General features: G+C 54.5%; 28 protein-coding genes and 2 pseudogenes. 14 read left to right on the plus strand and 16 right to left on the minus strand.

Annotated features, from left to right (window positions below; genetic code table 11):
• Nucleotides 1–7: 7 nt before the first annotated feature.
• The 10 genes from ACA053_RS09820 (at nucleotide 8) to ACA053_RS09865 (ending at nucleotide 8,779) form a co-directional block, all read left to right on the plus strand.
• Complete coding sequence (locus ACA053_RS09820; RefSeq protein WP_497395211.1) at nucleotides 8–412, plus strand: hypothetical protein; 405 nt, start codon at nucleotides 8–10, stop codon at nucleotides 410–412.
• A gap of 103 nt (nucleotides 413–515) precedes the next feature.
• Nucleotides 516–1,682, plus strand: a complete 1,167-nt coding sequence (locus ACA053_RS09825; protein ID WP_403108037.1) for a phage tail sheath subtilisin-like domain-containing protein — start codon at nucleotides 516–518, stop codon at nucleotides 1,680–1,682.
• Between the two features lie 12 nt (nucleotides 1,683–1,694).
• Nucleotides 1,695–2,198, plus strand: a complete 504-nt coding sequence (locus ACA053_RS09830; protein WP_221106765.1) for a phage major tail tube protein — start codon at nucleotides 1,695–1,697, stop codon at nucleotides 2,196–2,198.
• A gap of 13 nt (nucleotides 2,199–2,211) precedes the next feature.
• A complete protein-coding gene (locus ACA053_RS09835) occupies nucleotides 2,212–2,532 on the plus strand; it encodes a phage tail assembly protein (RefSeq protein ID WP_497395213.1) in 321 nt (106 codons plus the stop codon).
• Between the two features lie 148 nt (nucleotides 2,533–2,680).
• A complete protein-coding gene (locus ACA053_RS09840; protein WP_497395215.1) occupies nucleotides 2,681–5,431 on the plus strand; it encodes a phage tail tape measure protein in 2,751 nt (916 codons plus the stop codon).
• Nucleotides 5,432–5,443: 12 nt separating this feature from the next.
• Nucleotides 5,444–6,304: a phage tail protein gene (locus ACA053_RS09845; RefSeq protein WP_497395217.1), complete on the plus strand. Its 861-nt coding sequence runs from the start codon at nucleotides 5,444–5,446 to the stop codon at nucleotides 6,302–6,304.
• On the plus strand, nucleotides 6,279–6,485 hold the full coding sequence (locus tag ACA053_RS09850) for a tail protein X (protein WP_497395219.1): 207 nt from the start codon (nucleotides 6,279–6,281) through the stop codon (nucleotides 6,483–6,485). Before ACA053_RS09845 ends, ACA053_RS09850 begins: the two co-directional genes overlap by 26 nt.
• Before the next feature lie 96 nt (nucleotides 6,486–6,581).
• On the plus strand, nucleotides 6,582–7,628 hold the full coding sequence (locus ACA053_RS09855; RefSeq protein WP_497395221.1) for a phage late control D family protein: 1,047 nt from the start codon (nucleotides 6,582–6,584) through the stop codon (nucleotides 7,626–7,628).
• A 57-nt stretch (nucleotides 7,629–7,685) separates the two neighbouring features.
• A complete protein-coding gene (locus tag ACA053_RS09860; protein ID WP_497395223.1) occupies nucleotides 7,686–8,249 on the plus strand; it encodes a glycoside hydrolase family 19 protein in 564 nt (187 codons plus the stop codon).
• On the plus strand, nucleotides 8,231–8,779 hold the full coding sequence (locus tag ACA053_RS09865) for a lysis protein (RefSeq protein ID WP_497395225.1): 549 nt from the start codon (nucleotides 8,231–8,233) through the stop codon (nucleotides 8,777–8,779). Before ACA053_RS09860 ends, ACA053_RS09865 begins: the two co-directional genes overlap by 19 nt.
• Before the next feature lie 54 nt (nucleotides 8,780–8,833).
• Here ACA053_RS09865 and ACA053_RS09870 read toward each other — a convergent pair whose 3' ends face one another.
• Nucleotides 8,834–10,567: a hypothetical protein gene (locus tag ACA053_RS09870; RefSeq protein ID WP_497395227.1), complete on the minus strand. Its 1,734-nt coding sequence runs from the start codon at nucleotides 10,565–10,567 to the stop codon at nucleotides 8,834–8,836.
• A 175-nt stretch (nucleotides 10,568–10,742) separates the two neighbouring features.
• Nucleotides 10,743–11,447 carry an SOS response-associated peptidase gene (locus tag ACA053_RS09875; protein ID WP_497395229.1) on the minus strand — a complete coding sequence of 235 codons (705 nt, stop codon included), beginning with the start codon at nucleotides 11,445–11,447 and terminating at the stop codon, nucleotides 10,743–10,745.
• A 95-nt stretch (nucleotides 11,448–11,542) separates the two neighbouring features.
• Between ACA053_RS09875 and ACA053_RS09880 the strand changes: the two genes are divergently transcribed.
• Both ACA053_RS09880 and umuC read left to right on the plus strand, forming a co-directional pair.
• Nucleotides 11,543–11,968, plus strand: a complete 426-nt coding sequence (locus ACA053_RS09880; protein ID WP_034154886.1) for a LexA family protein — start codon at nucleotides 11,543–11,545, stop codon at nucleotides 11,966–11,968.
• On the plus strand, nucleotides 11,961–13,238 hold the full coding sequence (umuC, locus tag ACA053_RS09885) for a translesion error-prone DNA polymerase V subunit UmuC (RefSeq protein WP_497395231.1): 1,278 nt from the start codon (nucleotides 11,961–11,963) through the stop codon (nucleotides 13,236–13,238). Before ACA053_RS09880 ends, umuC begins: the two co-directional genes overlap by 8 nt.
• 132 nt (nucleotides 13,239–13,370) lie before the next feature.
• Here the strand turns inward: umuC and ACA053_RS09890 are convergent, their stop codons facing one another.
• Genes ACA053_RS09890 through ACA053_RS09900 form a run of 3 tightly spaced genes read right to left on the minus strand, consistent with a single transcriptional unit; the run spans nucleotide 13,371 to nucleotide 15,396 of the window.
• Complete coding sequence (locus tag ACA053_RS09890) at nucleotides 13,371–14,075, minus strand: hypothetical protein (RefSeq protein ID WP_497395233.1); 705 nt, start codon at nucleotides 14,073–14,075, stop codon at nucleotides 13,371–13,373.
• Nucleotides 14,076–14,603, minus strand: a complete 528-nt coding sequence (locus ACA053_RS09895) for a hypothetical protein (RefSeq protein WP_497395235.1) — start codon at nucleotides 14,601–14,603, stop codon at nucleotides 14,076–14,078. It lies immediately after the preceding gene.
• Nucleotides 14,581–15,396, minus strand: a complete 816-nt coding sequence (locus ACA053_RS09900; protein WP_497395237.1) for a TIGR04255 family protein — start codon at nucleotides 15,394–15,396, stop codon at nucleotides 14,581–14,583. The genes ACA053_RS09895 and ACA053_RS09900 overlap by 23 nt, the downstream gene beginning before the upstream one ends.
• A gap of 809 nt (nucleotides 15,397–16,205) precedes the next feature.
• Between ACA053_RS09900 and ACA053_RS09905 the strand changes: the two genes are divergently transcribed.
• Nucleotides 16,206–17,368, plus strand: a protein-coding gene (locus ACA053_RS09905; RefSeq protein ID WP_497394283.1) for an IS3 family transposase whose coding sequence is annotated in 2 segments (ribosomal slippage) — nucleotides 16,206–16,461 and nucleotides 16,461–17,368 — 1,164 coding nt in all. Because the reading frame shifts where the segments join, the coding sequence is not laid out codon by codon here.
• A 67-nt stretch (nucleotides 17,369–17,435) separates the two neighbouring features.
• Here ACA053_RS09905 and ACA053_RS09910 read toward each other — a convergent pair.
• Both ACA053_RS09910 and ACA053_RS09915 read right to left on the minus strand, forming a co-directional pair.
• Entirely contained in the window at nucleotides 17,436–18,158 is a 723-nt protein-coding gene (locus tag ACA053_RS09910) for an AbiU2 domain-containing protein (protein WP_497395239.1), read from the minus strand.
• 90 nt (nucleotides 18,159–18,248) lie between these two features.
• A complete protein-coding gene (locus ACA053_RS09915; protein WP_497395241.1) occupies nucleotides 18,249–18,464 on the minus strand; it encodes a hypothetical protein in 216 nt (71 codons plus the stop codon).
• A 117-nt stretch (nucleotides 18,465–18,581) separates the two neighbouring features.
• On the opposite strand from ACA053_RS09915, the pseudogene ACA053_RS09920 reads away from it, so the two are divergent.
• Nucleotides 18,582–18,668 (plus strand): annotated as a pseudogene (locus ACA053_RS09920) (DUF4113 domain-containing protein); the annotation flags it as partial.
• Between the two features lie 209 nt (nucleotides 18,669–18,877).
• Here the strand turns inward: ACA053_RS09920 and ACA053_RS09925 are convergent.
• The 9 genes and pseudogenes from ACA053_RS09925 to ACA053_RS09965 form a co-directional block, all read right to left on the minus strand.
• On the minus strand, nucleotides 18,878–19,774 hold the full coding sequence (locus ACA053_RS09925) for a S1 family serine peptidase (RefSeq protein WP_497395243.1): 897 nt from the start codon (nucleotides 19,772–19,774) through the stop codon (nucleotides 18,878–18,880).
• 72 nt (nucleotides 19,775–19,846) lie between these two features.
• On the minus strand, nucleotides 19,847–20,359 hold the full coding sequence (locus tag ACA053_RS09930; protein ID WP_497395245.1) for a hypothetical protein: 513 nt from the start codon (nucleotides 20,357–20,359) through the stop codon (nucleotides 19,847–19,849).
• A 54-nt stretch (nucleotides 20,360–20,413) separates the two neighbouring features.
• Nucleotides 20,414–21,547 (minus strand): DUF3800 domain-containing protein, encoded by a 1,134-nt coding sequence (locus tag ACA053_RS09935; RefSeq protein WP_497395247.1) that lies wholly within the window; start codon nucleotides 21,545–21,547, stop codon nucleotides 20,414–20,416.
• Nucleotides 21,548–21,873: 326 nt separating this feature from the next.
• Nucleotides 21,874–22,090, minus strand: a pseudogene (locus tag ACA053_RS09940) (hypothetical protein).
• A gap of 343 nt (nucleotides 22,091–22,433) precedes the next feature.
• Nucleotides 22,434–23,627: a hypothetical protein gene (locus ACA053_RS09945; protein WP_497395249.1), complete on the minus strand. Its 1,194-nt coding sequence runs from the start codon at nucleotides 23,625–23,627 to the stop codon at nucleotides 22,434–22,436.
• A gap of 603 nt (nucleotides 23,628–24,230) precedes the next feature.
• Nucleotides 24,231–25,022, minus strand: coding sequence for a transporter substrate-binding domain-containing protein (locus ACA053_RS09950; RefSeq protein WP_497395251.1), 792 nt, complete (start codon nucleotides 25,020–25,022; stop codon nucleotides 24,231–24,233).
• A 161-nt stretch (nucleotides 25,023–25,183) separates the two neighbouring features.
• The gene (locus ACA053_RS09955) at nucleotides 25,184–25,453 is read right to left on the minus strand and encodes a heavy-metal-associated domain-containing protein (RefSeq protein ID WP_497316894.1); all 270 of its coding nucleotides are present in this window, start codon (nucleotides 25,451–25,453) and stop codon (nucleotides 25,184–25,186) included.
• Between the two features lie 99 nt (nucleotides 25,454–25,552).
• Nucleotides 25,553–25,957, minus strand: coding sequence for a hypothetical protein (locus ACA053_RS09960; RefSeq protein ID WP_497395253.1), 405 nt, complete (start codon nucleotides 25,955–25,957; stop codon nucleotides 25,553–25,555).
• A gap of 104 nt (nucleotides 25,958–26,061) precedes the next feature.
• On the minus strand, nucleotides 26,062–26,454 hold the full coding sequence (locus ACA053_RS09965; RefSeq protein ID WP_109629079.1) for a hypothetical protein: 393 nt from the start codon (nucleotides 26,452–26,454) through the stop codon (nucleotides 26,062–26,064).
• Nucleotides 26,455–26,466: the final 12 nt, after the last annotated feature.

Here is a 26,466-nt window from a genome sequence, read left to right on the forward strand (position 1 = left end):
GGGCAGCATGAAGTTTTTAACTTTTGATGGGGCTGGAGTTCTTAAAGAGCGCCTGATCCGTGGCGTAAATGAAATACCTGAGAAGGCTGTGGAAATTGACGAAAGCCTGTGGATGCGGATCACCCAAGAGGTCGATGGCGTCTGGAAGCTGGGCGAGGATGGCGCTATTTCCAAGCATTCTTTGCCTGAGCTTTTGCCGTCTGAATACACCAGCGAGCTGGTCGAGGCTATGCGCCTTCGCGCCTATGCTGATCCGCTGACAGGCTCCGATCGCTACTTTGCAGAAGCCCAGCGCATGGAGGCCATGGGCGAGCCCGGTTGGCAGGATATTCGCGCTGCAGGTGTGCGGCGGTTTAACGAAATCCAAAAGGAATTTCCGTGGTCCACGCCGGCCGCTGAAATGACCGAATAACGCCCCGCACTGACGGGGCGTTTTCTTTTCCGTTACGCGTAACACGACCATCCCTGACAGCCCCGCTTATGCGGGGCTTTTTCGTTTCTGGAGAGTAAGCCTTATGAGTTTCTTTCACGGCGTCACCACCTCGTTGATCGACACCGGCGCGCGCACCATTTCGCTGCCGTCGTCGTCGATCATCGGCCTGTGCGACACCTTCACCCCGGGCGTTCTTGGCGGCGGTACGGCGCTGGCTGGCGAGCTGGTGTTGCTCACGTCCGAGCGCGAAGCCATTGCCGCATTCGGTCCTGACTCGGCAATCACCAAGGCCGCCCAGGCGATCTACGTGCGGGCCAAGGCGGTGATCGTCGCCATCGGCGTGCCTAAGCTCGCTGACGCGGCGCTGCAAACCTCCGCCATCATCGGTGGCGTTCTCGCCTCGGGCCAGCGTACCGGCCTGCAAGCGCTGCTGGACGGCAAGAGCAAGCACAACGCCCAGCCCAAGCTGTTGATCGCCCCGGGGCATTCGTCGACCCAAGCGGTGGCCACGGCCATGGACGCCCTGGCCGGCAAGTTGCGTGCGATCGCCATCATCGACGGTCCGAACACCACCGATGAGGCGGCCATGGCTTACGCCCTGGAGTTTGGCAGCAAGCGCATTTATCTGGTCGACCCCGGCGTGAAGTACTGGGACACCGTCGCCAGTGAAACGGTCGATGCGCCGGGCTCGGCGTGGGTCGCGGGGCTGTTTGCCTGGACCGATGCCAATTACGGCTACTGGGCGTCGCCGTCGAACAAAGAGTTCGTTGGCATCACCGGCACCACTCGCCCGATCGAGTACCTGGACGGCGACGAAACGTGCCGGGCCAACCTGCTGAATAACGCGAACATCTCGACGATTCTCCGTGATGGCGGTTATCGCCTGTGGGGTAACCGCACGTTGTCGAGCGATCCGAAATGGGCGTTCGTTACCCGGGTGCGGACCTGCGACATCTTGATGGATGCGATTCAGGCCGGGCACAAGTGGGCGGTCGACCGTTCGATTACCAAGACTTACGTGCAGGACGTGACCGAAGGCCTTCAGGCGTTCATGCGCGACCAGAAGAACGCCGGCGCGATCATCAATTTCGAGGTCTACGCGGACACGGAACGGAACACGGCCAGCCAAATCGAGCAGGGCAAAATTTACTGGCGCATCCGTTTCACCGACGTGCCGCCGGCCGAAAACCCGAATTTCCTCATTGAAGTCACCAACGAATGGTTGACCGAAGTTCTTGAAACCGCCTAAGGGGGCCGCTCAATGATTCCTCAAGTTCTCTCCAACATGAACGCCTTTGTCGACGGTGTGAGTTTCGCCGGCGACGTGCCAACCCTGTCGCTGCCCAAGCTGACGCAAAAGACCGATGACTATCAGGGTGGCGGCATGTCCGCCCCGATTGAAATGGCCATGGGCTTGGAAAAGCTCGAGGCGGCATTTACCACCAACGGCGTGCGCCGCGAGTCGCTGAAGTACTTCGGTCTGGCCGATCAGACCGCCTGCACCATCGTTTTCCGTGGCGCCTTCCGGGGCCTGAAAGGCGTGGTGACACCGGTCGTGGTCACCCTGCGCGGCGGCATCAAAGAGGTCGACATGGGCGACTGGAAGCCGGGCGATAAAGCCGAGATCAAGCACGCGATCAAGGCCGTTTACTACAAGCTCGAAATCGACGGTCGCGTGATGTACGAGATCGACCCGATCAACATGATTCAGGTGGTCGACGGTGTCGATCAACTGGCCGCAGAACGCTCGGCCCTCGGCCTCTAAGGACTAAAAGAACATGACTCAAGTAACCCAAGACACCTCCGAGCCGACCTTGCCGAAGTGGCTGAAGGTAAGCGACGAGGGCGTGACCGTAACGCTCAAATACCCAACCCTGATCAGTGACGTTCTCACGGACGCGCTGACCATGCGTGCGCCCAGCCTCAAGGACTGGCGCGCGTCCAAGGTCGCCGGCAATGGTGACTATGAAAAGCAGGAAATATCGCTGTTCAGCAGCTTGACCGGGTTGTCTGAAGCGGAGCTGTTGACCTTGAAGTTCAAAGACTACCAGCGCCTTTCGGCGGGCTATTTTCGCCTGGTCGAAGAAGACGACGTTTAACGCCGTCACGCTGCGGGGCACGGCTCAACGCTTGGCCAAAGAGACAGGGTTCTCGGCGGTCGAAATTGAGAGCCTGCCCTTCGATCAGATGCTGTGGTGGCTCACGGATTGAGCCGCCTTTGAACTCCCCGACGTATAGGGCACGAACATGGCGAACAAACTCGCGCTCGGTCTGGTCATTGGCGGGGCGGTCAGCTCCACGGTGGGCTCGGCGTTCAAGGACGTCACCAGTCGCATCAAGCGCCTGGAGACGGAAGGCAAAAATGCCCGGGTGCTGGAAAAGACCATTGGCGACACCATGAGCCTGCGCGACGAATGGCGCCGGGCGCACATGGCCGGCGAGAAGGGCGCCTCGGCGTTGCAAAAGCAACTCGAAAGCAACCTGAACAGCCTGAAGAAAGAAGGCGTGGAAGTGCGCAATCTGACCAAGGCCTATGCGGCCATGGGGCAGGCGGCGAACAAGGCCGAGCTGAAGGCCAAAGGTCACCAGCAGCTCGACGAAGGCAAGCAGAAACTCAAAAGCAGTGTCGGCCAAGCCGTGGCCGCCACGGCGGCGATGGCGATCCCGACCAAGGTCAGCGCGGACTATGGCGCGATCATTCGTGACATCGCGATCAAGTCCAACATTGCCAACAAACCCGAAGAAGCGCAGTTGTCGAGAAAGATCGTCGACACGTCGCGGGACACGGGCATGGCGCGCAATCAGGTGGCCGAGGTGGTCAACGCCCTGGTGGGTGCTGGCATGGAGCTGGACAAGGCCCTGCAATACGCCCCGACGGCCGCCAAGTTCGCCGTGGGGCAGGGCTCCGACGGTGGCGAAACGGCGCGCATGATCAACGCCCTGGGGCAAAACGCCAAGATCACCGACCCGGCCATGATGCAAAAGGCCTTGGAGGCGATCGCCTACCAAGGGCAGGCGGGCAGTTTCGAAGCGGCCGACATGGCGCGTTGGTTCCCCGAGTTGCTGGCGGGGATGGGCAAGCTGGGCATCACCGGCATGGACTCCGTGTCGCAACTGGGCGCCATGCTTCAGGTGCAAATGAAGACCGCCGGCGGTTCCGATGAGGCGGCCAACAACCTCAAGAACTGGATGGAAAAGATCGGTTCGGGTGACACGGTCGAGGCCTACAAAAAGGCCGGGATCGATTATCAGGCGTCGATGAATACCGGGCTGCAGAATGGTAAATCCACGCTGGAATCCAGCTTTGAATTGGCGCAAAAGTACATCGCCGCGACCGATCCGAAGAAGGCCGCCGCCATGGCCGAAGCCACGGCCAAGATCAGCAAGGAGGCCGACCCGGAAAAAGCCAAGGCCATGATCGCGTCCCTGGAACAAGCCTTGCGCACCGGCGATCTGTTCGCCGACATGCAGGTCAAGGGCGCGCTGACGGCGTTCATGCAGAACAAGGAGCTATACGCGAGTCTGAAAAAGGATTCGGCCAACGCCACCGGGATCTTGGACAAGAACCTGGAGGAACGCCGGCAATCGTCGGCGCAGAAGTGGGCGGAAATGGCCCAGGGCGCGGACGACGCCATGCGCGCGATCGGCGACGCGTTTCGCCCGGTCACGGATGCCGTGGCGGACGGGCTGACCTACGTCACCCAAGGGTTGAGCAAGCTGTCGGACGAATCGCCCAAGGTGGTGACCGGCATCGGCGCGGCCGTGGCAGCGGTGATCGCCTTTCAGAGCGCGATGAGTACCTTCAAGATCGCCAAGGGCTTGCTCAACATCGGTCGCGGTTCGCTGATGGGTAACCCGAACATCCCGCAAAAGGTCATTGTGGTGGGCGGGGGGGGTGGCGGGGGTGGTGGCCTGGATGCTGGTGATCTGGACGACGACGGCAAGCGCGACAAGAAGGGCAGGAAGGGCGGCCGAGGTGGTAAAGGCGGCAAGTTGGCCAGTGTCGCCTCGACCGCCGCAAACACGGCCAAGGCGGCCAGCACGGCCGGCGCTGCCGGTTCAGTCGGGCGGGCGGTGAGTGGCGTCGGTCGAACCGTGGCCTCGGGGGTCAAGGGGCCGGCCATCTTTGCGGTCGTTGAGGCCGGTCTGAAAGCCAAGGACACCTACGACAACGCGGTGACGCAGGACGAAAAGGCCGAAGGTTACGGCGCGGCCGCTGGGGGCTTGGCGGGTACGCTGACCGGGGCGGCCGCTGGGGCGGCGCTCGGCACGATGGTGCTGCCGGTGATTGGCACCTTCGTCGGCGGTTTGATTGGCGGCTATCTCGGCAGTCAGGGCGGTGACGCCCTGGGCGGTGCGCTGGGTAAGGCCGCTTTTGGCACGCCTGACGAGCTGAAGCGCCTGCCGGCCGCTGGGCCGCTGATGATGGCCAATGCCGGCAAGGACATCCCGCCGGTGCTGGGCGGCATTGCCCAATCGTTCGCCCCGTCGACCACCGGGCCGCTGATGCTGGCCAGTCCCGGCGCTGGCCCGGGGGCGAGTGTCGCCGCGACGACGGCCGCCGCGCCGATCGTGCCGGCCGCGCCGCCGGTGTCGTATGACCCGCGCGACCTCAACTCGAAAGACGCCATGTTGATGCCGCACTTTGCCAACAAGGTGCGCTTCCCGGGTTCGGAGTTGCGTCGACCGAAAGTCATTCGTTCGGGCCTGGAAGATCCGGCGCCGCAACCGGGGCAGGCGGCCAAAGCCATGATGCTGCCGCCAGCCAGTGCCGACGCGGCAGCGGGGGCCTTGGTCAAGCCGATGGCGGCGAAAGCGGAGGCGCCCAAAGTCGAGTCCAACGTGGCGATTCAGGCGCCGTTTTCGCTGACGGTCAACGGTGACGTCAAGGACGCGGCGCAACTCTATGGCCAGCTCAAGCCGTTGCTCGATCAGCACTATCGCGATATGGCCAAGCAAATGGGGAGCGCTCAGCTCCACGACGCGCCGCACGTTTAATCAGGAGGGCGTATGTCTGATCAGGAAAAGACTTCATTGCAGCGGTTACAGTCGGGGCTGAAGTTTCTGGCCTCGGCCGGGGAAACAGGCCGGCGCAGCCTGGACGGCATGTTGGGGCCGGTGAATGGCGCGATCGGGGAAATCACCGGCGCGGCGTCCGAGCTGGAGGGTTTGCCCTTTGTCGGTCCGGCGATCGGGGCCAAGCTTCAGCGCGTCATGCGCGGAGTGAATGCAGCTCAGGCTAAGGTCGGGCAAGTGGTGGCCATGTACGGCACGGCCACCCGGGCGCTGTCGCAAATTGACGAGCGCTTGGGCGTGCTAAAGGAGCAGGCGGGCAAGGCGGCGACGGCGATCAACAAGATCGCCGGCAAGGTCAGTCCGTCGCTGGCCAACATCGTGCCCACTAGGGCCTTTGCCACGGATCAGACGCCGGCGCCGGAGGCGGTTAAGCCGTTTCCACACCTGCTGATCATCCAGCCGGAAGACCCCAAGGCGCAGCCGTATTTCTTCAACCTCGACACGGCGGCCTTTGATGAGCTGCGACGCTCGACCGAATTCCGCTGGGCCTCCCAGGAGCGTCTGTCGCGTCGGCCGGCGCAGCAAGGCGTGGGCATGGGTGAGGAAAAGATCACGCTCAAGGGCGCTATTTTTCCCGGCTTCAAGGCAGGCCTGAAGCAGCTCGACATGTTGCGCGCGCTGGGGGGGCAACTCAAGCCACTGTCGCTGACCACGGGTTATGGCGACGTGCTGGGCACCTGGTGCCTGAAAAGCGTCGACGAAGAACAAAGCTCGCTGATGCAGGGCGGCATCCCGCGTAAACAAGGGTTCACTCTGGAGTTTGTGCGCTATGGCGACGACATGCAGAACGTCTGACGGGGATCTGCTGGACACCATCTGCCATAACTTTTATAGCCACCTCAACGGCAGCGTGGAGGCGGTCCTTGATGTCAATCAGGGGTTGGCCGATGAGCCCCAACCGTACCGCGCCGGCGTGGTGATCGTGCTGCCGGATCTGGCGGCACCCGCCCAGGAACAAGTCACCCTGTGGGATTGACGCCGTCCGGAGCGCCGTCCGGTGAATCCGTTCGTTACGCGTAACGCTCTATCCCCCTAAGCCCGCCTTGTGCGGGTTTTCTTTTGGAAAAAATCCATGACCCCCATGTTTCGTATCGTGGCCGATGGTGCCGACATCACCGCCCTGATCAACGATCGGCTGATTCAGCTCAGCACCACCGACAAGCCGGGCATGGAGTCGGACACCTTCGAGTTGCGCATTGATGACCGTGACGGGCTGGTGACGCTGCCCCGGCGCGGCATCGGGATCGAGGTCTACCTGGGCTATGCCGAGACGGGGCTGGCCCGCTTGGGCCGCTACGTGGTCGATTCGGTGACGGTGTCCGGGCCGCCGGATACGATCGTGATCAAGGGCAAGGCCAGCGACATGCGCGGCAGTGGCAAGACTGTCCGCAGCGGGAGCTGGGAGGACGTGCCGCTGTCGAAGGTCGTCGGCGATATCGCCGCGCGAAACGGCTGGGCGCCGGCGTGTCCGGTGTCGACCAAAGTCGCCCGGGCGGACCAGCTCAACGAGTCCGACTTTCATTTCATCACGCGCCTGGCTAAGCAATACGACTGCACGGCCAAGGTCGCCGACGGCAAATTGATGGTGATGCCGCGTCAAGGCGGGCAGACCGCCAGCGGCAAGGCCTTCGGCGCGATCACCCTGACGCGCCGCGACGTGAGCCGTTGGCAGTTCAATCTAGAGGATCGCGACACGCACAAATCGGTGGGGGCCAAGCACCAAGACAAGAAAACCGGAAAGCTGGTGGTGGTGTCCCTGGACAATGACGACCTGCCGGCCGGGCTGCCCTCGGTGCACACCGACCGGCATATCTACCCCAACAAAACCGCCGCCGAATCCGCCGCCAAGGCGCGCTTGGCCGCGTTCAACCGATCGAGCGCCGGCGTGCGTTTCGAAATGCCCGGCCGCACGGACCTGTTTGCCGAACGCCCGATCATCGCCCAGGGCTTCAAGGTCGGCCTCGATGGCGAATACCTGGCCGACTCCGTCGAGCAGGTTTTTACCCAAGCCGGCTGGTCGACCACCGTCGAATGCAACGGCGGCAAGACGGGCAAGGCCAGTGCCAAGGGCAAGAAAAAGAAGAAGGAAGCCAAGCCGCTCAAAGTCGTGACCCTGTAACCGCGCAATCGCGCATCCCAATCCGCCGCGTGCGGTTTTTTTGTGCCTGGAGTTTGTATGTCCATCACCGAGCAACAGCTACAACGCATCATGCCGAACGCCCGCCGCCAAGCGGGCGTTTTTGTATCCGCCCTCAACGCAGCCATGGCGCACCGGCAAATCAATACGCCGAAGCGCCAAGCGGCGTTTCTGGCACAAGTGGGGCACGAGTCGGGCCAGCTGCAGTACGTCCGTGAGCTGGGGGGTGAGCAGTACCTGAGCAAATACGACACCGGCAATCTGGCGGTAAAACTCGGCAACACGCCGGAATCGGACGGCGATGGCCAGCGTTATCGGGGTCGCGGTTTGATCCAGATCACCGGCCACAACAATTACCTGCGCTGCAGCTTAGCGTTGTTTGGTGATGAGCGACTGTTGCGCACCCCAGAGCTGCTGGAACTGCCGCAATGGGCTGCTGAGTCGGCCGCGTGGTTCTGGTCGGTGAATGGGTTGAACGCGCTGGCGGATCAAAACGAGTTCAACGCGATCACCCGCAAGATCAACGGCGGCCTCAATGGCCTGGCGGATCGACTGCAGCTGTGGGAGCGGGCGAGGGCGGTGCTATGCGTCTCGTCGACCTGATCCCTGCGCCGTATCGGCTGGTCGCCATTGGTGTGCTGCTCGTCGCCGTGGTTGGTGGTTCTGCCGCGTTGACTTGGCAGGTTCAAGACTGGCGTTACGGCCAGCAATTGGCGGAGCATGCCAGGCTGCACACCGACACTCTCAATCAGCTGGCTTTGGCCGCGGCGGCGCAACAACTCGCCGAGCAGGATAAGCGCCTGGCGCTCGAGCAGCGGCTTTCCGTCAGTGAACAAACCCATTACCGAGTTTTGAGCGATGCCCAACGTGATCAAGGTCGCCTGCGCGACCGCCTTGCCACTGCTGATCTGCGCTTGTCAGTCCTACTCGACGCCACAGATACAGCCAACGGCTGCACAGTGTCACCCGCCACCACAACCGGCGGCATGGTTCATGGCGCCACAAGAGCCCAACTTGACCCAGCGCATGCTCAACGAATTATCGGCATCACCGATGCCGGCGACCAAGGACTGATCGCGCTGGCGGCCTGTCAGGCCTACGCCAAAGAAGTTTCATTTTTGAAGGCCAACTGATGCTCGTCGCTAAGACTCAATTTCTATAAAAATTATTTTGAGTAAGAATTATCGTTACTCAGTTTTATGAATTATTTTGAACTTCAACTCGTCTAAAATATACTCGTTGCTAAGTGGCTCGTCGTTATGGGTTTTTGTTCCGTGAGGTTTTTCTGTGTTCTTTATCATGGAGATGAGGTCTGATAATCTCGAGCTTTTGGTTTTCCGCTGCTTGATTAACTCGACAGAATTAAAGAAGTGATTCCAATTTGCATGGGCCGTATTATTGCATGCAGTTAGATCCTTTAGAGGGTGGCTGTAATGCTTCGCTATTATAAGGCGGAACACATTCAGCGTTGGGAATCCCTTGTTTAGTCGAAGTGAGTTTCTGATGCCTGCTTCTCCTACATGTTCTATCCATTTATTTAAGCTGACAAGCCAGCGAGTTGCTTCTTCCTTTAAGCGATTGGCTCGAATATGTTTCGAATGAAGATCCTGTCCGTAAAGTTCCTGGAACTTTAATTGACAAAGAAATACTGTTCCTGTGGATCTTTCAATTACTGCCAGATCAATATCTGTTAATAATTTGCCGTCTAATTTTATCTTGATATTTTCAAGGTATTCAAGATCCTCAAATCCATCATTTAAAATTCGTTTCATTGCTGTTTGCATTGATCTTTCACGAGACTGTTGATGTTTGTCGTAATCCTTAGGGTAATGGTGTCTCAGGGATTCCAGCAGGAATAGTATGGAGTTACTGTGAGCTCCAGTAAGTGAACGGATAAAGCCTTGATCGGAGCATTGGATCAGGTGGGGGAAAGGGGATCCGGGTTTTGCTAGTAACGCAGTGTTTTTCCTACTGCATGAAAGGACTTCGAATATACGTCGGGCATCTTCCAAACTCGTTTCTTCAAAGTCTATGCTGTCAGCTCCAAAATGATTGATTGCATCTCTGAGCGCCTCTACAAAGCTCTCTGTCTCAGCTGAGATAGTGAGTATATTTTCTAGTTTTACACTGGGGTCTTTCTTTACGAGTGCTTCAGCAAAGCGCTCGTGTCGAATTGATATGGCGTTGGTGAAGTTTAACGCTATGATGTAATTTTGGAGATGGATTCCGCCGAAACGGGTTGCATAGTTAAATGTATCATAACCTTCAAGAGTTTGGAGCTCGCTAAATGCGATGCTGTAAAAGTAACTATCTAGTAGGGGGGCACCACCATATCCGATAAAGTGAGTGTGAAAGGGGAAAACTAATGCCTCTAGAATTTCATCTATATCTGTTTCGAATTCTTCGCTAAGGGTTAAATTTCGAGCCTGATTGACAAACCTTATGGATTCCCTTCGATAGTGCTCTGCAAGTTCGCGCTCATAGTATTCGTCATCTGGCAACTCAAGTGGCAAGGTGATGATGAATTCTTTTCCATCTATACTTTCAATGCTACACAGTCCAGTCGAAACAGTCTGAGCGACGCGACGACCGTGTTCGATGAAGCCTAAGCCGGCTGCCAGCTCTAATACCGGAATTGTTATCTCTTTTTTTCGCGTAAACATGAGTGTCGGTGCATCAAAGGATGGCCGCGCGTCTAGTGCTAGCTGTATCAGTCGGCCAACTCCAAGTTTCATTATGTAGTACTGCTCTGTTTGATCGTAAGACGGGTTTTCGCTTCTGCTGATATTGTAGTGATACCAGTCCAACTCATTAATTGCGGCCCTTAAATATAAGCCAAGATTGTCTGCCTCGAGTTTGGGGATGAATTTTTTTTCTTGCCTATTAAGAGCCTCGAAAAAGGAACTGAGAGTCATATTCATTTTTTATGTCACCAGCAATCATGTTATTCGGTGGCGTAACTACGCGGTGCTTGTGTCTGAAGTATATCCATTTGATGAATGTTTTCGAAAATCAATTTTCGGAACGAAAGCCGAGTTGTGAGGTAAGGTTGTGATTTTCAAAGCGGCGATTGATCACAGCAAGTCGAGGAGCGATCTAGAAAGAATTATCGTCTTGAACTGCGGAAATTGCATTGATCAACTCGGGTCCTTGATTACGCACATTGCCCACTGACCGATCCACCTTAAACCATTCAAACGCCTCAGTCGGATCACCTCGGAGCAACACCATCTGCTCGGCGCGCTCCTTGGGCGTGGCAGGATCCAGCCATTCCCGGGCCAGATCAGGTGATAGGGTCACTGGGCGCCGGTCATGGATGTCGACCATGCCGCCGGCGCTGTCGGCGGTGAGAATCACGAAGCCATCGTGTTCGTTGGTTTCACGGTCGTTAGTCGGATACTGGCCGATGGCAGCGCAAAGAATGGGTGACCCATCCCGATGCCGGATCAGGTAGGGTTGCTTCTTCGGGCCGCCTTCATCCACCCATTCAAACCAATTGTTGATCGCGATAATCGCCCGGTGCGGCCAGATCGCGCGAAAGAACGGACCGTGGGCGACTTTCTCCACCCGGGCGTTGATGGACGCCGCCCGATCCTTGGCCCAGTGTGGACGCCATCCCCAACGGACCATGTCGGCGTGCAGGTACTGACCTTCCTGATGAAAAATTGCCAGTTGTGTTGTCGGGGCAGCGTTGTACCGACTGAAGGGTTGATTGCCAGTATTGTTCACCAGGGCGTTAGGCATGCTTAACGCTGCCACAAAGTCATGGATACCGTCGTACTGAGAAAGTCGTCCGCACATATGTCGCCCGCCTATCAGATATTTACTACAGAAATTGACCGCAAGCGTTTCTGAAAGTTAACTGTACATTCGTACAGTATTGGAAGTCGTGCGTCATGAGCTACTCAATTCTAGGCCGTATTGCCGAGGTCGGCCGGAAGCTGCCTCTGTGTCTGTTCCAGGTGCCCGCTGGATTTCCTTCGCCGGCGGCAGATCACATTGAGGCACACATCTCTTTAGATGAGGTGCTGAACATCCGCGCCCCGCATGTCTATCTGGTGAAAATCACCGGGGAAAGTATGCAGGGGGCGGGCATCTTTGACGGCGACCTTGCCGTGGTAGATCGCTCGCTGGAGCCGGCCCATGGTCACATCGTCGTGGCGCTGTTGAACAACGACCCGCTATGCAAACGCCTGTGCATCCGGGGAAAGGACGTTATCCTTTTATCCGAGAATCCCAAGTATCCGCCTCGGTACGTGTTGGAAGGTGATGAGTTGGCCATCTGGGGTGTCATCATCGGCAGCGTGCGCAGCCATGTCTAAAGTGACGCCGGTATTCGGCCTGATCGATTGCAACAGTTTCTACGCCAGTTGCGAGCGCGTCTTCCGCCCGGATCTGGCCAAGGTGCCGATTGTGGTGCTTTCGAACAACGACGGCTGCGTCATCGCACGGAGCTACGACGCCAAGCCGTTCGTGAAAATGGGGGAGCCGTATTTCCAGATCAAGCAACAACTCCGGCAGCACGGCATCGTTGCTTTCTCGTCTAACTATGCACTGTATGGCGATATCAGTGAGCGGGTGATGACCATCATTGAGTCGATGGTCCCAGCGGTCGAGGTCTATAGCATTGACGAAGCCTTTGCCGATCTCACCGGTATTGAAGGTCTGGATCTGCTCGGTCGGCAGATTCGCAGCCAAGTGTTGCGTTGCACAGGTATACCGGTCGGCGTGGGTATCGCTCCTACCAAGACCTTGGCCAAGCTCGCCAACCATATGGCTAAACGATTGCAGGCGCAGACTGGCGGAGTCGTGAATATTTGCGACCCGGTTAAACGTGACTGGGTGCTACGCAATACGGATGTGGCCGAGGTGTGGGGTGTAGGTCGGCGCATGAAAATGCACCTAAATTCCATGGGCATCAAGACGGCCATGGATCTGGCCCAGGCTGACGCTTGGTCGCTGCGCAAGAACTTCACTGTGGTGATCGAGAAGACGGCCCGCGAGCTTGCCGGCACTTCGTGCCTGGAGCTGGACGAACCGAACCCGCCAAAGCAGGAGATTTGTTGCAGTCGTATGTTCGGCAGACGGCTGAAGGAACTGCCGCCGATCAAGGAGGCCGTGGCCACCTACATGATGCGGGCATCGGAAAAGCTCCGGGCGCAGAAATCACTGTGTAAGAAGATCCGAGTCAGCATCCGCACCGGTATGTTCAATCCCGATGAGGCCAAATACGCAAATGGTGTAATGGTAGATCTGCCCTACCCGACGGATGACGTTCGGCTGCTGACTGCGGCTGCCGTCGATGCGGTTGATCGCGTGTTCCGTCCCGGTTTCAGTTACAGCAAAGCAGAGGTCATGCTGCTGAATCTGTGTCAGCCAGGCGAGTATACCGACGATCTGTTCGCCACTTCCCAGCCAATAGAAGCGACAAGAGTTATGGCAGTGCTTGATCAGATCAATGGACGGTGGGGGCGGGGCACACTACGAACCGCTATCGTGCCGACCAATCCTGATTGGGGTATGCGACGGGAAATGATGAGTCAGAGCTATACAACCAAGCTTGATCAATTATGGACGGTATCTTGCAATTAGCTCATTAGGCGGGAGTATCTAGGGGTAAACCGTGTTCCTATGCGGGCTTGGGTCGATATACCCCAAGTCTCCGTCCTACGGTAATGTAGGCTTTACGATCGTGCTCATTGGCCGATCGATAGTCGACGCTCTTCACCCAGCCTGCAATATGCCCTGCATAATTGGTTGTGGCGGCAAAGGACAAATTCTATTGAGATGTGTTCTTAGTTCGCCAGCGATTTGCTGCACTGCGGTGTAGGAAGCTGGTCGCTGGTCGACTGGCAGAGTGGCAGCGGCAGCTAACTCAAACGGTATCAGCCGTAAGTCACTCATGCCTTTCTCAACGGCTTCAATATGCTTCTCTTCTGCACCATGCTCCCTAAGGAGTTTAATTACCTCCGCCACCCACTCAGCGTTGGAGGGGGAAGGTTCCCAGGATTCTTCATGAATGAGCAAGACTGCTGCCGATCTCATAACTTCCAGCACGAATGATGCGCAAGTCAGGCCGGTGCTTCCCTTTGGGGGCGAGTACACAGAGCCGTTGAACGAACCTTTCGAAGCAATGAAATCAATTCCATAGGAAATTTTTGGCAGTTTCCGAGATATCGCCCGGACCACTGCCACTACTCCCTTACTTGCAGACGGTGGTAGGGCCAAAGGAATAGCAATCCCACACTTAGGACGTGGAAGGTCCGATACGAACAGCTTGTGATGCCACCCAAGCTCCATCAGCCTAAGCTTGTTACCTTTTTCGTTGAACAAAATTCCAAGATGCCCCCCACCCAGATCACTATGAAAAAGGGCAAGCGCGATTCCGTGCTCGGGTAAGACAACATTATTTACGCTGCCGAATACCATTTAGAGGCTCTTAACCATTCCATAGAGTGCATCATCCGGATCAACGCCCTGATCCACCAAAGCCTGACGTGCGACGTCAAGAGCCTGATTCCAGCCAGGAATTTCGTTACGCCATACATAAGTAGCACGCAGGAGAGTTGCCAGATGCTCCCCGTGGATCTGTAGTCCGATTAGATCGTTTGTAGGAATGATTTCCGGGCCGAATTCAGCAACTGCCTCAAGCGCAGCTTCGGCGGTCACAGTTAAACTGTCTATGTCCGCTAGACGGTTCTCGGAGGAAACCAGAGCCCGCAGCTTACTGTAGGTAGTCACTTCCTGAGTGGACCTGACGTAATCCTTAAGGGTCTTGTCAGCTCCCGAATAGAAGCTACCTACCATGAAGGCAACCTCTCGAAACTGTCGTAGTGTTTGGCTCAGTTCCGGCATGCCGAAAGCGTGGCCGAGATCCACTTTGGTCCGATAGCGCTGCTGGGTTTCCCGGCTAGCAATCTCCGGAAACCAGGTATTACTGAGGGATGAGTGCATCATGCAGCTTCTCCGTAATTGCGCGCCGGAACAAGGCCCCTGCATTGCTGTGCAGAGTCTCCAGCAGGGTTTCTAACTCCTCAGAAGATTCCGTAACGTTGCGGGACTCATCTGTTCCATCAATCTCGAGAAAGAAATCAGCGTCGATCAAGAATGCCTTGGCGCCATCAGCCATCGAGGTTAGCAGTGAAGTCTGCAGAAGCAGCTTGCACTCATCGAGGCGAATGAGCGATTGGGATACCTGACTTTCAATCGAATCCTCATCAAAGTGATCTTCGTCCAACAAAGCATTGCGGGCAAGGGGTCCGAGCAAAAATGGCTTAATTAGCTCATGCCAAGGCGTTCCATCCAAGCCCAACACTGAGCGCTCAATGACATCTTTGTACCGCAGACCGATGCGTGTCACACGCAGCGTCTCAGCTTCTTGATTCAACGAGGCAACAGCCCTCAACAAATCAGGAGCATATATGTCCCAGCTTTGATAGATCGTCGAGGTGTATGCAATGAATTCTGGACCAATGGAAACCTTCGATGTCCCGTCAGTTTTGGCATAGTGACGAATCGTAGAGCCAATACTTGTCCGCGGAATCGGTGGAGAACCGTCCTCAGCTGCTTCCAGAACGACGTTGAATGAGACTTCGTCGTTCCGTTGGGTGTAACCGCTCTCGCTGAAGCAGTGCTGGAGCTTCTCAAACGAGGCATCGGAGATTTCTAAGGGCTGAAACCGAATCTGGCATACAACTTCTGCTAGAGGGTTTTTCCCGTAGACAACTCGGTCAGTCGAGGCAATTTTCATGAAAAATCAAACGCTTCCTAAGAAAGAATATGCTCCCGTAGCTTTCAACTATTAACCGCTACAGGGGCCGAATAGGAGAAACGGATACATTCACCGGCGACTATAGACTCAGACGGAAGGTTTTGCACGGGATTGCCCGGATCCATAAAGGACAAAGGAGGGCGAATCCCCAACGCCTAGCAGAGTAAAGTCTTATCCGGCATTTGGATCCATATTCCATGGTAAACCCGGCATGAGGTAACGGGAGTGTCGAAAGGCTGCTCGATCGGATACTGCCGCAGCGTGATGAATTTTCCTGTCCTGATGCCGTTTTCGTACTGTATATATGTACAGCTAAGTGAGCAAGAAAAAACGAGTCTGTGCGTGACCGACTCTGTTAGAACCATGGCCAGATTCGTCAGTCGAGCAGCGTTGTGGGATGTAATCGTCGCTTCGCAAATTACCTTCAGGGTGGCGTGAACCTTCCTTCCGGCCTCTTATGAATCCGCCGTTTCGATCATGCTGTCCAGTTCCATTGTCCCTTCCTCTGGGTTAGCTGATTGCGATAACTTCTTTGCGACCAATAGGCGAAAAGTGTCAACACCTGGTATGAGGTCGACGCCTTCAAAAGCCCTGATCACTGAAGCGGCAGTGATGGTGAGGTTTAGGGCAAAATTAGGGCAAACTCAGGGCCGCTATAGACCTCAGGACACCAACACCAAAGAGCAAAAACGTTGCAGCCGTTGGCCTTCAGCGGTCTACAAGGTGTAGTGGTCTAATGAAACCGGACACCCATTTAGGCGAGAATGCTCGCCAGATCGAGGTGTCAGATGACCAAACAACGCCGTTCCTTTTCCGCTGAGTTCAAACGCGAGGCTGCCGACCTCGTGCTCAAGCAAAACTACAGCTACATCGAAGCCAGCCGTTCACTCGGCGTCGGCGAGTCGGCCCTGCGCCGTTGGGTTGACCAGGTTCAGAAGGAACGCCAAGGCGTTACTCCGCAGAGCAAAGCGCTGACATCAGAGCAGCAGAAAATCCAGGAGCTGGAAGCCCGGATCGCCCGCCTTGAACGGGAGAAATCGATACTAAAAAAGGCTACCGCGCTCTTGATGTCGGAAGATCACGAGCGTACGCGCTGATCAATCAGCTGAGCGTCCACGAGCCGGTTGATTGGCTGTGCCAAGTGTTTGAAATCAACCGCTCAAGTTACTACGCCCACCGCCTCAAGCGTCGAACGCCTGATGTCGAACGGCTTCGGCTACGCAGCCGGGTGAGCGAGTTGTTTTCGCAAAGTCGCAGTGCTGCCGGCAGCCGTAGCATTCTCTCGTTGATGCGTGACGATGGTGAGCAACTCGGTCGGTTCAAAGTACGCAGCTTGATGCGTGAGCTTGACCTCGTGAGCAAACAGCCAGGGTCTCATGCTTATAAACGGGCGACGGTTGAGCGGTTGGATATCCCGAACATCTTGAATCGGGAGTTCGATGTCCCGGCACCCAACCAAGTGTGGTGCGGCGACATCACCTACATTTGGGCTCAGGGGAAATGGCATTATCTGGCTGTCGTGATGGATCTTTGCGCGCGCCGGGTGGTGGGCTGGGCGTTGTCGGAAAAGCCGGACGCCGAGCTGGCTATCAAGGCGCTGGATATGGCCTACGAACAACGAGGAAGGCCTCGGGGCCTGCTGTTTCACTCTGATCAAGGGTCGCAGTATGCGAGTCGTTTATTTCGCCAGCGACTGTGGCGTTATCGAATGCGTCAGAGCATGAGTCGTCGGGGAAATTGCTGGGACAACGCGCCGATGGAGCGCGTGTTCCGCAGCTTGAAAACAGAATGGATACCGACCACGGGCTACAGGACTGCTCAAGAAGCCCAACGCGATATCAGTGATTTCTTGATGCATCGGTACAACTGGATTCGGCCCCATCAATTCAACGATGGACTGGCGCCAGCTCGGGCCGAAGAAAAACTTAACGTCGTGTCCGGGATTAGTTGACCACTACAAGGACACAGGAAGGGGTTCGAATCCCCATCCCGCATAATTGACTCGCTGCAATGGGTGGTTAGCTAGCCACTTCATCCACGCCCCAAAGGCCCATGCTCGCGCGCTTCAGTTGCTCATCGAATGATTCCCATGCGAAACCGGCATTGCGGATTAGCATCCCGATGATCTCCACAAGCCGTTGCATCTGCTCTAGAGTTGCTTTCATGTCTCCCCATTTAATGCCCAGTGTGCCGATATCAACGAGCTGGTATTTGTCTACGACCAAGTGCACTTCGGTATGCGCAGTTACCTTGTCACGGATGGTTCTAAAGGATTTAATCGTTGAACTGTCGGATAAAGCTGACCACAGGCCGGTGGCCTCGCAATACAAATCATCGAATTGGGCTCCGCGTTGAGCCTCCTCTCGCAGCTCAATGCGTCTGAGAGCCTCAAGTATCTCCGGCTCAGTTTCATCCTCTTCCTGAGGGATTTCCCAGGCAGCAAACTGCTCACGCAGTGTGAGTCGAAGCGCGTCGTCTGCTAGTGCTCGAATAACATTTTTTAAACTAGGAGTTCGCGTGTCGTCATCGAGCGTCAGTTTTGCTATGTCCTGCGCGCAAGAGAGGAATAGCGAGTCCTTGAGAATGCTAAATCCCACAGCTCGTTTTCCGGAGCCAAGGGTGGTCACTACAGTTTTATCGAAAAGCAACGGTTCGAGGATCGAATACCTTTGACGCAGTTTAATAAAAGCGTCGAGCAAGTGGGATGCGTGAGCCTCAAGTTTCTCTAACTGGGTTGGCATGAGAGGTGATCCTTGGACGTTGTAGACACCAGATGCTGTTTATCCCGAAAGCGGCCGAGTAGTGCTCGTTCGGAACGGCAATAACCGAGGCTAACTCCCACTCTTTCCCTTCAGCTTGGCCAGTCCTTGCTTGATGTATCCAGCGTTTTCGCCAATCGCCCACAAGGCCCCACGGACGTTGTCTCCGACTTCGGTGAAACCTTGCTGTTCAACATGAAGCGTAATCTCCATCAGGGCGGCTTCCAGGCCGAGCTGATTCTGGTAGATCCTTTCCAGCACATCCGATAACGAATATTTGTCAGTCACAGCATCGACTCCTTTGGCAAAAGGAAAAGCATAGTACCGGTAGTGCCCTTTGTGGACTCTAGTTGCTGGATGCTTAGAAATTGCTACAAAGCAGGGTGCAGACGAGGGACTACGCCCAATCCGGATAGGGGCATGCGACGGGATATTATGAGCCAGAGCTATACGACCAAGCTTGATCAGCTGTGGGTGGTGGCTTGCAAATAGTGATTTGATGCCAGCAGACAGGACGCTGGAGAGTGCGGAATAGATTCAGAGGGCCTGCGCGCGGGCTGTTTCAGTTCGTCATGTATCTGGGAAAACCAAAAACAGACACCTGAACAGACACTTGGTTGAAGCGGTTAAGGCTGGAGGCCTTGAATATAGTAGAGCGGGTGAAGGGAATCGAACCCTCGTTATCAGCTTGGGAAGCTTGCTCAATCGGCAAATCCCCAATCGTCCCAATCGAAGAAGTGTTGATCGCCTCTTTTTGGGTGTTCTCTGACGCTGAGTACATGTGATGACTCACCTCTCTTACTACCTTCAATAATTTCTATGATCGCTCGTTCTTTCCAGACAATTCCTAGCTGAGCATCGAATGGTTCGCGGCCAATACTTCCAGAGTAACATCCCAAAAATTCGTAGCACGTTCCTAATATAGCTTCTCCCATGTCTTGGGTGCCGACAGGCAAATTGAAGCCAGTTAGTTTGGCGAAAACCGGTGACCCAGACATTCCCTTTCGGGTTGCCGTATCCAAGATAAACTTTGGTAGGTTGTCAAGGTCAAAGTCAGGTTCGGATGCAATACTTCCTCTTTTCCACACCGGGAATTTTGAGCCGCCTGAAATGCCGTGAGGGAAACCAAGTATCATGGCTTCCGTGCCGGCGCCTATATTTTGGTATTTCGCTACGTCTTCATTCTCATTTGTGAACAGCATTGCTGTTTCGTCTATGCCATAAACTTCTATAGCAACGACATCAACTAATGAACCATGCTTGGGATGCTCAAGCCAAATGGGTTTATCAGAGTCGTCATAAAGTTTTAATTTTCTTCCTTGCCAGCCTAAAAGTTTATTTTCACCCGACGATTTTAGCTCTGGATAACGAAATTGTATGTTGTCCGGTATCGCCGCGTGGGCGGAAAGGCATTCATGTGTGAGGGGGTTGCGACCTGTTACATTGTGCCAGTTTGTTATGAAGTAGGATCTTCCATTGTGTTTATAAGCAAAAGCCGTTCCGCTAGCAAGGCGAATTTCGTTGACGCTGGGGAAAATTTCAAATGCTGAGTATGATAGGTTTTGAGATATTCCAACAATGCGGGCTGAATCTGACATGTTTTATATCCTGCTGTAAGAGGGATGAGTGCGCACTTCCTAATGGACTTAGAGAATGCCTTGCATAACCTGTTACGTAGCCAGTGATTTATTCTTTGCATTGTCTTTAAGATCCGAGGAGCATCGGAACGCCACGAAATACGGAGAGGCCAATAAGCTTCCAGCTAAGGAATTTTTCCACCCTTCAATTTCCAGGATTTGTGACGATAGACTGGCTCCAACCATAAAAAGCCCTCCATAAAGACAGGCTCTAGAAATGGTTCCCACCAACAGTATATTTGGTACATGAAGCAATCTAAGCGACAGCTCTTCCTTTGAAACAAGCTTCCAATTATCGATTGATTTCTGCACTCCATATAAGCAAAGCATTCCACAGGCAAAGTAAAGGATTAACAAGGATATCGAGAAGAATCTTAATGAGTTTATTTCAATTTCAAAAAATGGAATTATGTAGGGGGACTTGCTCTCTCCGGATATGGCTACGAAATAAGCGACTCCGGAAACGGTTAATCCAGATATTAATGCTTTCTGCGCTAGTTCCAAAGAGTCATGATAATAATTTACCGCGATTTCGTCGAGATCCATTTCTACATCCTTAGTACATTCGATAAAGGTTGGGCGCTTGTGACGCCAACAGAATCAGGGGCGATTCATTTGGTATCTAGGCGAGCTGAGACTTCGCGCTAGGCCTATAATCATCTCCCTCGCTCCTTCAATGAGATCAACCCCCCGCGTAGCTCGATCATGCAATTGATGTAGTACTAAGGCATTGAGTTTCGAACGGGAGTTCTCCAACTTCACTTCGTCCATGTCTGGAATGACGCTGCCGTAGTGGGCCTGACGTGCGATGATGTAGCGCCAATGCTCGGTCGACTCATCTACCTTTCCAGAGAATACGTAGACTGCAGCAGCTGCAATCGTGTCCGCGAGCTGAATACCGTGCGTCGTGCGGGAGTCTGCAAACTCTATCGGCCCCGAAAGGTTGAAAGTCACGGGATGTTCTTGCCCGTCCACAAGCCCTGAAAAAATCTTTTTAGTATTACCAATCATGCCGCTATACATCTCCTGATTGGCTAGGAGCGGCTTGGAGTGATCACAGATCGCGGTAAGCTGCTCATACTGAGTGCCCCAGTTTGCCAGGAGGGTGAAAAGCGCGCTGTCGGTGAGATCCAATACCCACTTGCCGGTCTCTCCGTCAGCAAGAGAGTCCAGCTCCTTTTGAATATCGGTGTGACGCTTCTGGGCGAATTCTCTGATCATCCTGAGGGTTTCGGAATGAGAGGCATCGGATGAGGAGAAGATTGTCTGCAGATCTTTCCCATCCAACTCGCGCATCAGACTCTCAAACTCAGCGAATAGTTCTTCCGCACCTGCGCCCCGGGCCACGAACTCCATGTACAGGATGTTTGCGATGAATCGGTGAAAGCCAATTCCGTAGAAAAGTGAGCTCACATCGGAGTAGCAGGGCTCGAATATATACTCATGAATTTTCCCTGCGAGCGCGAATTTTTTGTCCGAGATCGAGATTTTTATGCGCCCATCGAAGGCCGCCAATATTTCGGAAATCGCTTTCCGGCCTTTGGCGAACTTCACTAAGTTGGAGCCTTTAAGCTCACCATTTTGAATGTTGTACTTCTTGATCAATCGCTCAACGAGAACCTTGGCTTCATCATCATCGGACGCAATGGAGGCGTAGGCAAAATAGTTTTGACGAGGGTGCAATAGGTTGTTGCCTGTGAAACCGGATTCGTCAAAGTAAATTTTTTGAGGCATTGCAGTTCCTTTCCATTCAATGTTCTGATTACAGCCTAGGTGGACATTAGGCCAAGACATGCATCGCGCTGTCGCCTGATCAGGGTCCTTACCTAGTCCAGAATGAACACCGCAATTCGTTTGCTGAATTTGGGCGAGTCTTGCAGAGAGCGAGATGCTCCTCAATCCCTTTATGCCACAGTGCCACCATGATCTGTGATTTACCTCTGATTCCCCAGACGGTTCCGACTGGCTCCTTTTGGCCGATGATGGCCGGCTGAGCATATTTATATTGGCAATCTTTAGGCTTACCGCGGGCGACACTGAAGTCGCCTCGAGTTTGGCGCTTAGCCGAGATCCAGACCCTTAAGCCGAGCCAGACCCTGTTTGATATGGCCAGCGTTTTTCACCAATCGACTGCAGCGCCCCCCGGACATTTTCTCCCGTCTCAGCTAAACCCTGCTGTTCCACCTGAAGCGTCAGCTCCATCACGGCCGCCTCCAGAGCTAACTGGGTGTGGTAAATCCTCTCCAACACATCCGACAACGAATAATCACCTGGCATGAATCGACTCCTTTCGAGACAACCCAAGCATAGCAGCGACAGTGCCCGTAACAGGCACCACAGAGAAGTCGCTTAAAATTTGCTACAGGGCGGGAAGGACTGTTGTCAGATTACGTATGGTCAGCGCATGTTTGGACCGCTGGTATCAAATGGCAAACACGTATGTATGCACTAAAGGGACGCGAAAAATTAATTTGTACGGACAACAATTTAGAGAGACGAGTGGATAGCGCTGGTACAAAACTGGTACGGGGCAGATCGTTATCGGCTACAGGCTATATAGATAAAGGCGGTAATCAGTAATCAGTCCAATCCATCATGTAAAGCTCTCATGCTGGTCAGACTACCAATAGAGCTTATTTCTATTAACCTTTCTATGATTTAGAGAGAAAACTGTTTGTAGTCTTACATCTTTAGTCAGTGCACCTGAATCAGAGCCTTCAGTGAAGGTTAAGCCGATTGCGCTGGAACAGTTTAAGGTTGCATATAAGAAAGAGTTTTGCCTTTGGTTTTTTGCGGCAGGTGTCAGTAAGTAACTCAAAATTTCATCCTCATAGTTTGAGGACTTTTTACTTGATGTAACAATACCGTATGGGTCGAGGTTCCAAACTAAATATTTGTAAGTTACCCCAGCAATGTCGCACATATTAAGGATCTGGTAATGGCTCCAGTCTAGGCCGCAATAGAATGAATTCGGTGTCTTTTCATACCCTAGTACATCGCTTCGAGGAAGCAGCTTGTCAAGCTCGTCTGCCAATGCGTGAGTTCTATCTCTGCTAGCTATACTGCCGGTAAGAACCTTGTTGTTGTAAAAATTTATTTTTGGTGTCGTATTGGTGATGATCTTCGAAATATTTGAAAAGCTTGGCGAAAAGCTTGTTGTGAATTTTCTAACCCCTAGCGTGGGGTATTTTCGCTTGACTTCAAGGAAGGTGAGGGTTTTGGTTTCGCTTAAAGTGATAGCGTCGATATCAACGCAGTTACTCATGGAGTTCATGATGCAGCGCTGTATAAAGATTGACTCGAGTTCACTTTGATCAAGGCGGTGAAACCATTTTGAGAGCAATCCGCTCACTTTGTTGAGGTTCTTTTTTATCAGATAGTTGTCAAGCTGTTGTTGCAAGTTTGGGACGGCAGATTGCGATCGATCAATCTCGTCGTTAAGTTTTATTTCACTTACAGTCAGTCCAATTTTTTTATTCGGTATATCGATCAAATCTGACGAATATTCAACAGAAAAGAAACGTCTTCCCACTTGAGAGAAGGTGTTGACAACTGAATGGTCAACCGTCGAAAGCGTAGTGCCTGGAGTAATCAACCTATACCAGTGCTCTTCCTCTCCACCCAGTTCGATAGAGTAGCAGGAGTCTAGTTTTCGAATGATCCAACCTGTTTGAATATCCGAATATTTGTATTGGGCGAGCTTGGTCGTAAGTTTTTGCAACAGATAACGTTCGATAATGATGCCAGCAAGTCGTGCGTCATTGTTGGTTTCGACCGCAAAAATTGCATTAGTCAGTTGCGTTATGTTGCTCATTATAGTGGTTACATTCTTCCCTAGCGTGGTGGCATGGTGCCATTTCTGCTCGGAAAAATGGAGAGAATTTTACCTTCTGAAGCTGATGAGCTACACAGAAAACAACGTATTAGCATAGAAGATGGTACGGAACTGGTACTGGAGTAAGTGAATCTCGTTAAAGCCCTATATTTCATTGGCTTTTACAGTAGGTCGGTCCAATCCATCATCGGGGCGACGGAGAAGCGGCGGGAGAGCGGGGCGGGTGTGGCGGTGATTGAGGGCATTGGGGATCTGGAATCGGTGGGGCTGGGTGGTGGGGGAGTTTATCAGGAATGGGCTTTTGAGGTTGAGGCGAGTCTGACGTGGGGGCGTTGCGGTATAAGAGAGCGCCCTTTTTTACATCCAAAAACCGCCATAGCTGAACTAATGCTGTCGCACGGTCGGGTTTCATAATGTCTGACGAATTGGCGTCTTAGGATGAGGACTAAGGCATGATGCAACGGCGGAAGATGTTTCCGCCGGGGCGCGTTGTTATCTGATGCACCATGGGGGCTGACTTTGCGACTGCTTCGCAGCCGAACGCAGGCTTCGCCAGCTGTTACAGGGGGCGTGGTGTGGCGGCTATTTGGAGGCGGGCGTTGCGATCCATTGGCTCAGGACTTTCTGATAGGTGCCGGTCACTTTGGCCAAGTGCAGCCATTGATCGACATATAACTTCCAGGTCATGTCATCGCGGGGCAACAAGTAGGCCTTTTCACCGTACTGCATAAACTGGCTCGGATTCACTGCACACAACCCGGGTTTAAGTTTCTGCTGATACAGCGCTTCCGACGCATCGGTAATCATCACATCGGCCTTCTGATCCAACAGTTCCTGAAAGATGGTCACGTTGTCGTGAAGTCTCAGTTGCGCCTTGGGCAGAAACGCGTGAACAAACGCTTCGTTGGTGCCGCCGGCCGGTTCAACCAAACGAACAGAAGGCTGGTTGATTTGTTCGACGGTCTGGTACAGCGCCTGATCTTCGCAGCGCACTAATGGGATTTTGCCGTCGACATCCAGTGTTGTGCTGAAGAAGGCTTTTTTCTGGCGGTCCAGGGTGACCGAGATGCCGCCGACGCCGATGTCGCATTTGCCGGCCAGCATGTCGGGCATCAGCGTTTTCCACGTGGTCTGCACCCACTCAACCTTGACGCCCAGGCTGTCGGCCAGTGAGCGGGCCATGGCGATGTCGATCCCCGAGTATTCGCCGTTCTCGGCTTTGGAGGTATAGGGTTTATAGTCGCCCGTCGTACACACGCGCAGTTGGCCTTGCTGGATGATGCTGTCCAGATGCGAAGGGCCGTCCTGTGCCTGAGCGCCGAAGGAGAGCGCGAGCAGGCCACCGAGCATCATAGTGCGTTTTATGGTTTTCATTTTTGGCGGACTTTTATGAGGGTGGGTTTGAAGAAAATGGAGTGTAGTGAAACAGTTTCTCGGCGGCTATCCACGACGAAAAAGGGCGCTCATTGTGGGAGCGCCCTTTTTTGTGTTTGCAAAATGCGGTCTGGCCTCGATGTCATCCTGACCGTTCGGACTCAGTGACAGCAGCAACTTGAACCGCCGCACCCTGACTTTTTCTTGATGTTTTCGGGGCTTTCCCCCGTCAACACGCTTGCCGGATACCCAGCTTCATTCAATGCCGATAACAGGGCATTGCTGTCGGTGTCCCCGGTCACTTTGACCCGGCCGGACGTCAGATCGACAGTCACTTCACCAACCCCGGCCAGCGGCAGCAACGCAGCGTTGACGTGTTTGACGCAGCTGCCGCAGCTCATGCCTTCAACTTGCAGTTCAGTACTGTTCATTACGTAAACCTCTTTTACGGTGAGTGGCAGGTGGTGTGATGACGTGCATCGATGGTTGACCTTGCCACGATGGCAAGGTCAAGCGCTTCTTTCAGGCGGTTACTGCGCCATCGGCATCTTCATCATGCTCGACTGCTGATCCATCATTTTCATCATCATGCCCATCATCTGTTCTGAGTGGTCCTTACCGGCGGACATGCCTTTGCCCATGCCCATGCCTTGGCAATGGTTGTGCATCATGCCCATGCTGGCCTTCATCGTGGCCATGCCTTCTTGCATGGCGGCCTGGCGCTCGGCCGGGGTTTTGGCGGCGATCATTTTTTCGTGGGCCGCCTGCATTTTTTCCATCTGTTCGCTCATGGCCTTGTCTTGCGTGGCGGCGGTGGCGGTGGCGGTGGCCGGTGTGGCTGGCGCTGTGTCGGGGTGATGTTCCTCGACGGCCATAGCAACCAATGGGCTACTGATGAGCAGTGCGGCGACGAGTGCTTTGAAGTGCGTATGCATGGCAATCTCCAGTGAGTCAGGGACGTACAGGAACTATTGAGCCGCGCTAAAGAGGCGAAGCCAAAGGGGGGGCGGCCGGAACTCCGGACGCTCGAAGAGTGGTTTTAATCGTTGAAGCGAACGAATCGCAGACGCGCTGGCGGCCGGGGTGGCGCCGGGCGGTGTAGGGTGAGAAACGCGAACCGAGTCTGGGAGCGGGCACTCAGAATCAGTGCAGGCAGCAGAAACAGGACGGCCCAAAGGGTGTGTTCGAAGGTGGGCAGGGTCAGAGTGGGGCTCAGCGCTGTGGAGCTGTGTTCGCAGTACTGCAGGCAGCCGCTGGCATGCAGCTCATGACTGTCGACAGGGTCGGCGCTGTGGGTAATTTCATGGGTGGCGGTCAGGTCATGAGGCGGCAGGCTCAGGCATCCCTGGCTCGCCGCTACTGCAAAGGCCAGCAGCCACAGTGCGAGCACTTGGCGGATCAGCAGCGGTAGGTGAGTGCGGAGCCAGAGCATTGTGTGTACCTG

The sequence above is a fragment of the Pseudomonas sp. LBUM1672 genome, from assembly GCF_059695655.1.

Bases quoted from the DNA above. Each gene is read 5' to 3' on its own strand.
- ACA053_RS09865 (WP_497395225.1), top strand. From the start codon at position 8,231: ATGCGTCTCGTCGACCTGATCCCTGCGCCGTATCGGCTGGTCGCCATT.
- ACA053_RS09900 (WP_497395237.1), bottom strand. From the start codon at position 15,396: ATGAAAATTGCCTCGACTGACCGAGTTGTCTACGGGAAAAACCCTCTA.
- ACA053_RS09935 (WP_497395247.1), bottom strand. From the start codon at position 21,547: ATGCCTCAAAAAATTTACTTTGACGAATCCGGTTTCACAGGCAACAAC.
- ACA053_RS09925 (WP_497395243.1), bottom strand. From the start codon at position 19,774: ATGTCAGATTCAGCCCGCATTGTTGGAATATCTCAAAACCTATCATAC.
- ACA053_RS09965 (WP_109629079.1), bottom strand. From the start codon at position 26,454: ATGCTCTGGCTCCGCACTCACCTACCGCTGCTGATCCGCCAAGTGCTC.
- ACA053_RS09870 (WP_497395227.1), bottom strand. From the start codon at position 10,567: ATGAATATGACTCTCAGTTCCTTTTTCGAGGCTCTTAATAGGCAAGAA.
- ACA053_RS09825 (WP_403108037.1), top strand. From the start codon at position 516: ATGAGTTTCTTTCACGGCGTCACCACCTCGTTGATCGACACCGGCGCG.
- ACA053_RS09890 (WP_497395233.1), bottom strand. From the start codon at position 14,075: ATGGTATTCGGCAGCGTAAATAATGTTGTCTTACCCGAGCACGGAATC.
- ACA053_RS09955 (WP_497316894.1), bottom strand. From the start codon at position 25,453: ATGAACAGTACTGAACTGCAAGTTGAAGGCATGAGCTGCGGCAGCTGC.
- ACA053_RS09910 (WP_497395239.1), bottom strand. From the start codon at position 18,158: ATGCCAACCCAGTTAGAGAAACTTGAGGCTCACGCATCCCACTTGCTC.
- ACA053_RS09835 (WP_497395213.1), top strand. From the start codon at position 2,212: ATGACTCAAGTAACCCAAGACACCTCCGAGCCGACCTTGCCGAAGTGG.
- ACA053_RS09875 (WP_497395229.1), bottom strand. From the start codon at position 11,447: ATGTGCGGACGACTTTCTCAGTACGACGGTATCCATGACTTTGTGGCA.
- ACA053_RS09850 (WP_497395219.1), top strand. From the start codon at position 6,279: ATGGCGACGACATGCAGAACGTCTGACGGGGATCTGCTGGACACCATC.
- ACA053_RS09960 (WP_497395253.1), bottom strand. From the start codon at position 25,957: ATGCATACGCACTTCAAAGCACTCGTCGCCGCACTGCTCATCAGTAGC.
- ACA053_RS09840 (WP_497395215.1), top strand. From the start codon at position 2,681: ATGGCGAACAAACTCGCGCTCGGTCTGGTCATTGGCGGGGCGGTCAGC.
- ACA053_RS09830 (WP_221106765.1), top strand. From the start codon at position 1,695: ATGATTCCTCAAGTTCTCTCCAACATGAACGCCTTTGTCGACGGTGTG.
- ACA053_RS09895 (WP_497395235.1), bottom strand. From the start codon at position 14,603: ATGATGCACTCATCCCTCAGTAATACCTGGTTTCCGGAGATTGCTAGC.
- ACA053_RS09880 (WP_034154886.1), top strand. From the start codon at position 11,543: ATGAGCTACTCAATTCTAGGCCGTATTGCCGAGGTCGGCCGGAAGCTG.
- ACA053_RS09845 (WP_497395217.1), top strand. From the start codon at position 5,444: ATGTCTGATCAGGAAAAGACTTCATTGCAGCGGTTACAGTCGGGGCTG.
- ACA053_RS09855 (WP_497395221.1), top strand. From the start codon at position 6,582: ATGACCCCCATGTTTCGTATCGTGGCCGATGGTGCCGACATCACCGCC.
- ACA053_RS09860 (WP_497395223.1), top strand. From the start codon at position 7,686: ATGTCCATCACCGAGCAACAGCTACAACGCATCATGCCGAACGCCCGC.
- ACA053_RS09945 (WP_497395249.1), bottom strand. From the start codon at position 23,627: ATGAGCAACATAACGCAACTGACTAATGCAATTTTTGCGGTCGAAACC.
- ACA053_RS09950 (WP_497395251.1), bottom strand. From the start codon at position 25,022: ATGAAAACCATAAAACGCACTATGATGCTCGGTGGCCTGCTCGCGCTC.
- ACA053_RS09820 (WP_497395211.1), top strand. From the start codon at position 8: ATGAAGTTTTTAACTTTTGATGGGGCTGGAGTTCTTAAAGAGCGCCTG.
- umuC (WP_497395231.1), top strand. From the start codon at position 11,961: ATGTCTAAAGTGACGCCGGTATTCGGCCTGATCGATTGCAACAGTTTC.
- ACA053_RS09930 (WP_497395245.1), bottom strand. From the start codon at position 20,359: ATGGATCTCGACGAAATCGCGGTAAATTATTATCATGACTCTTTGGAA.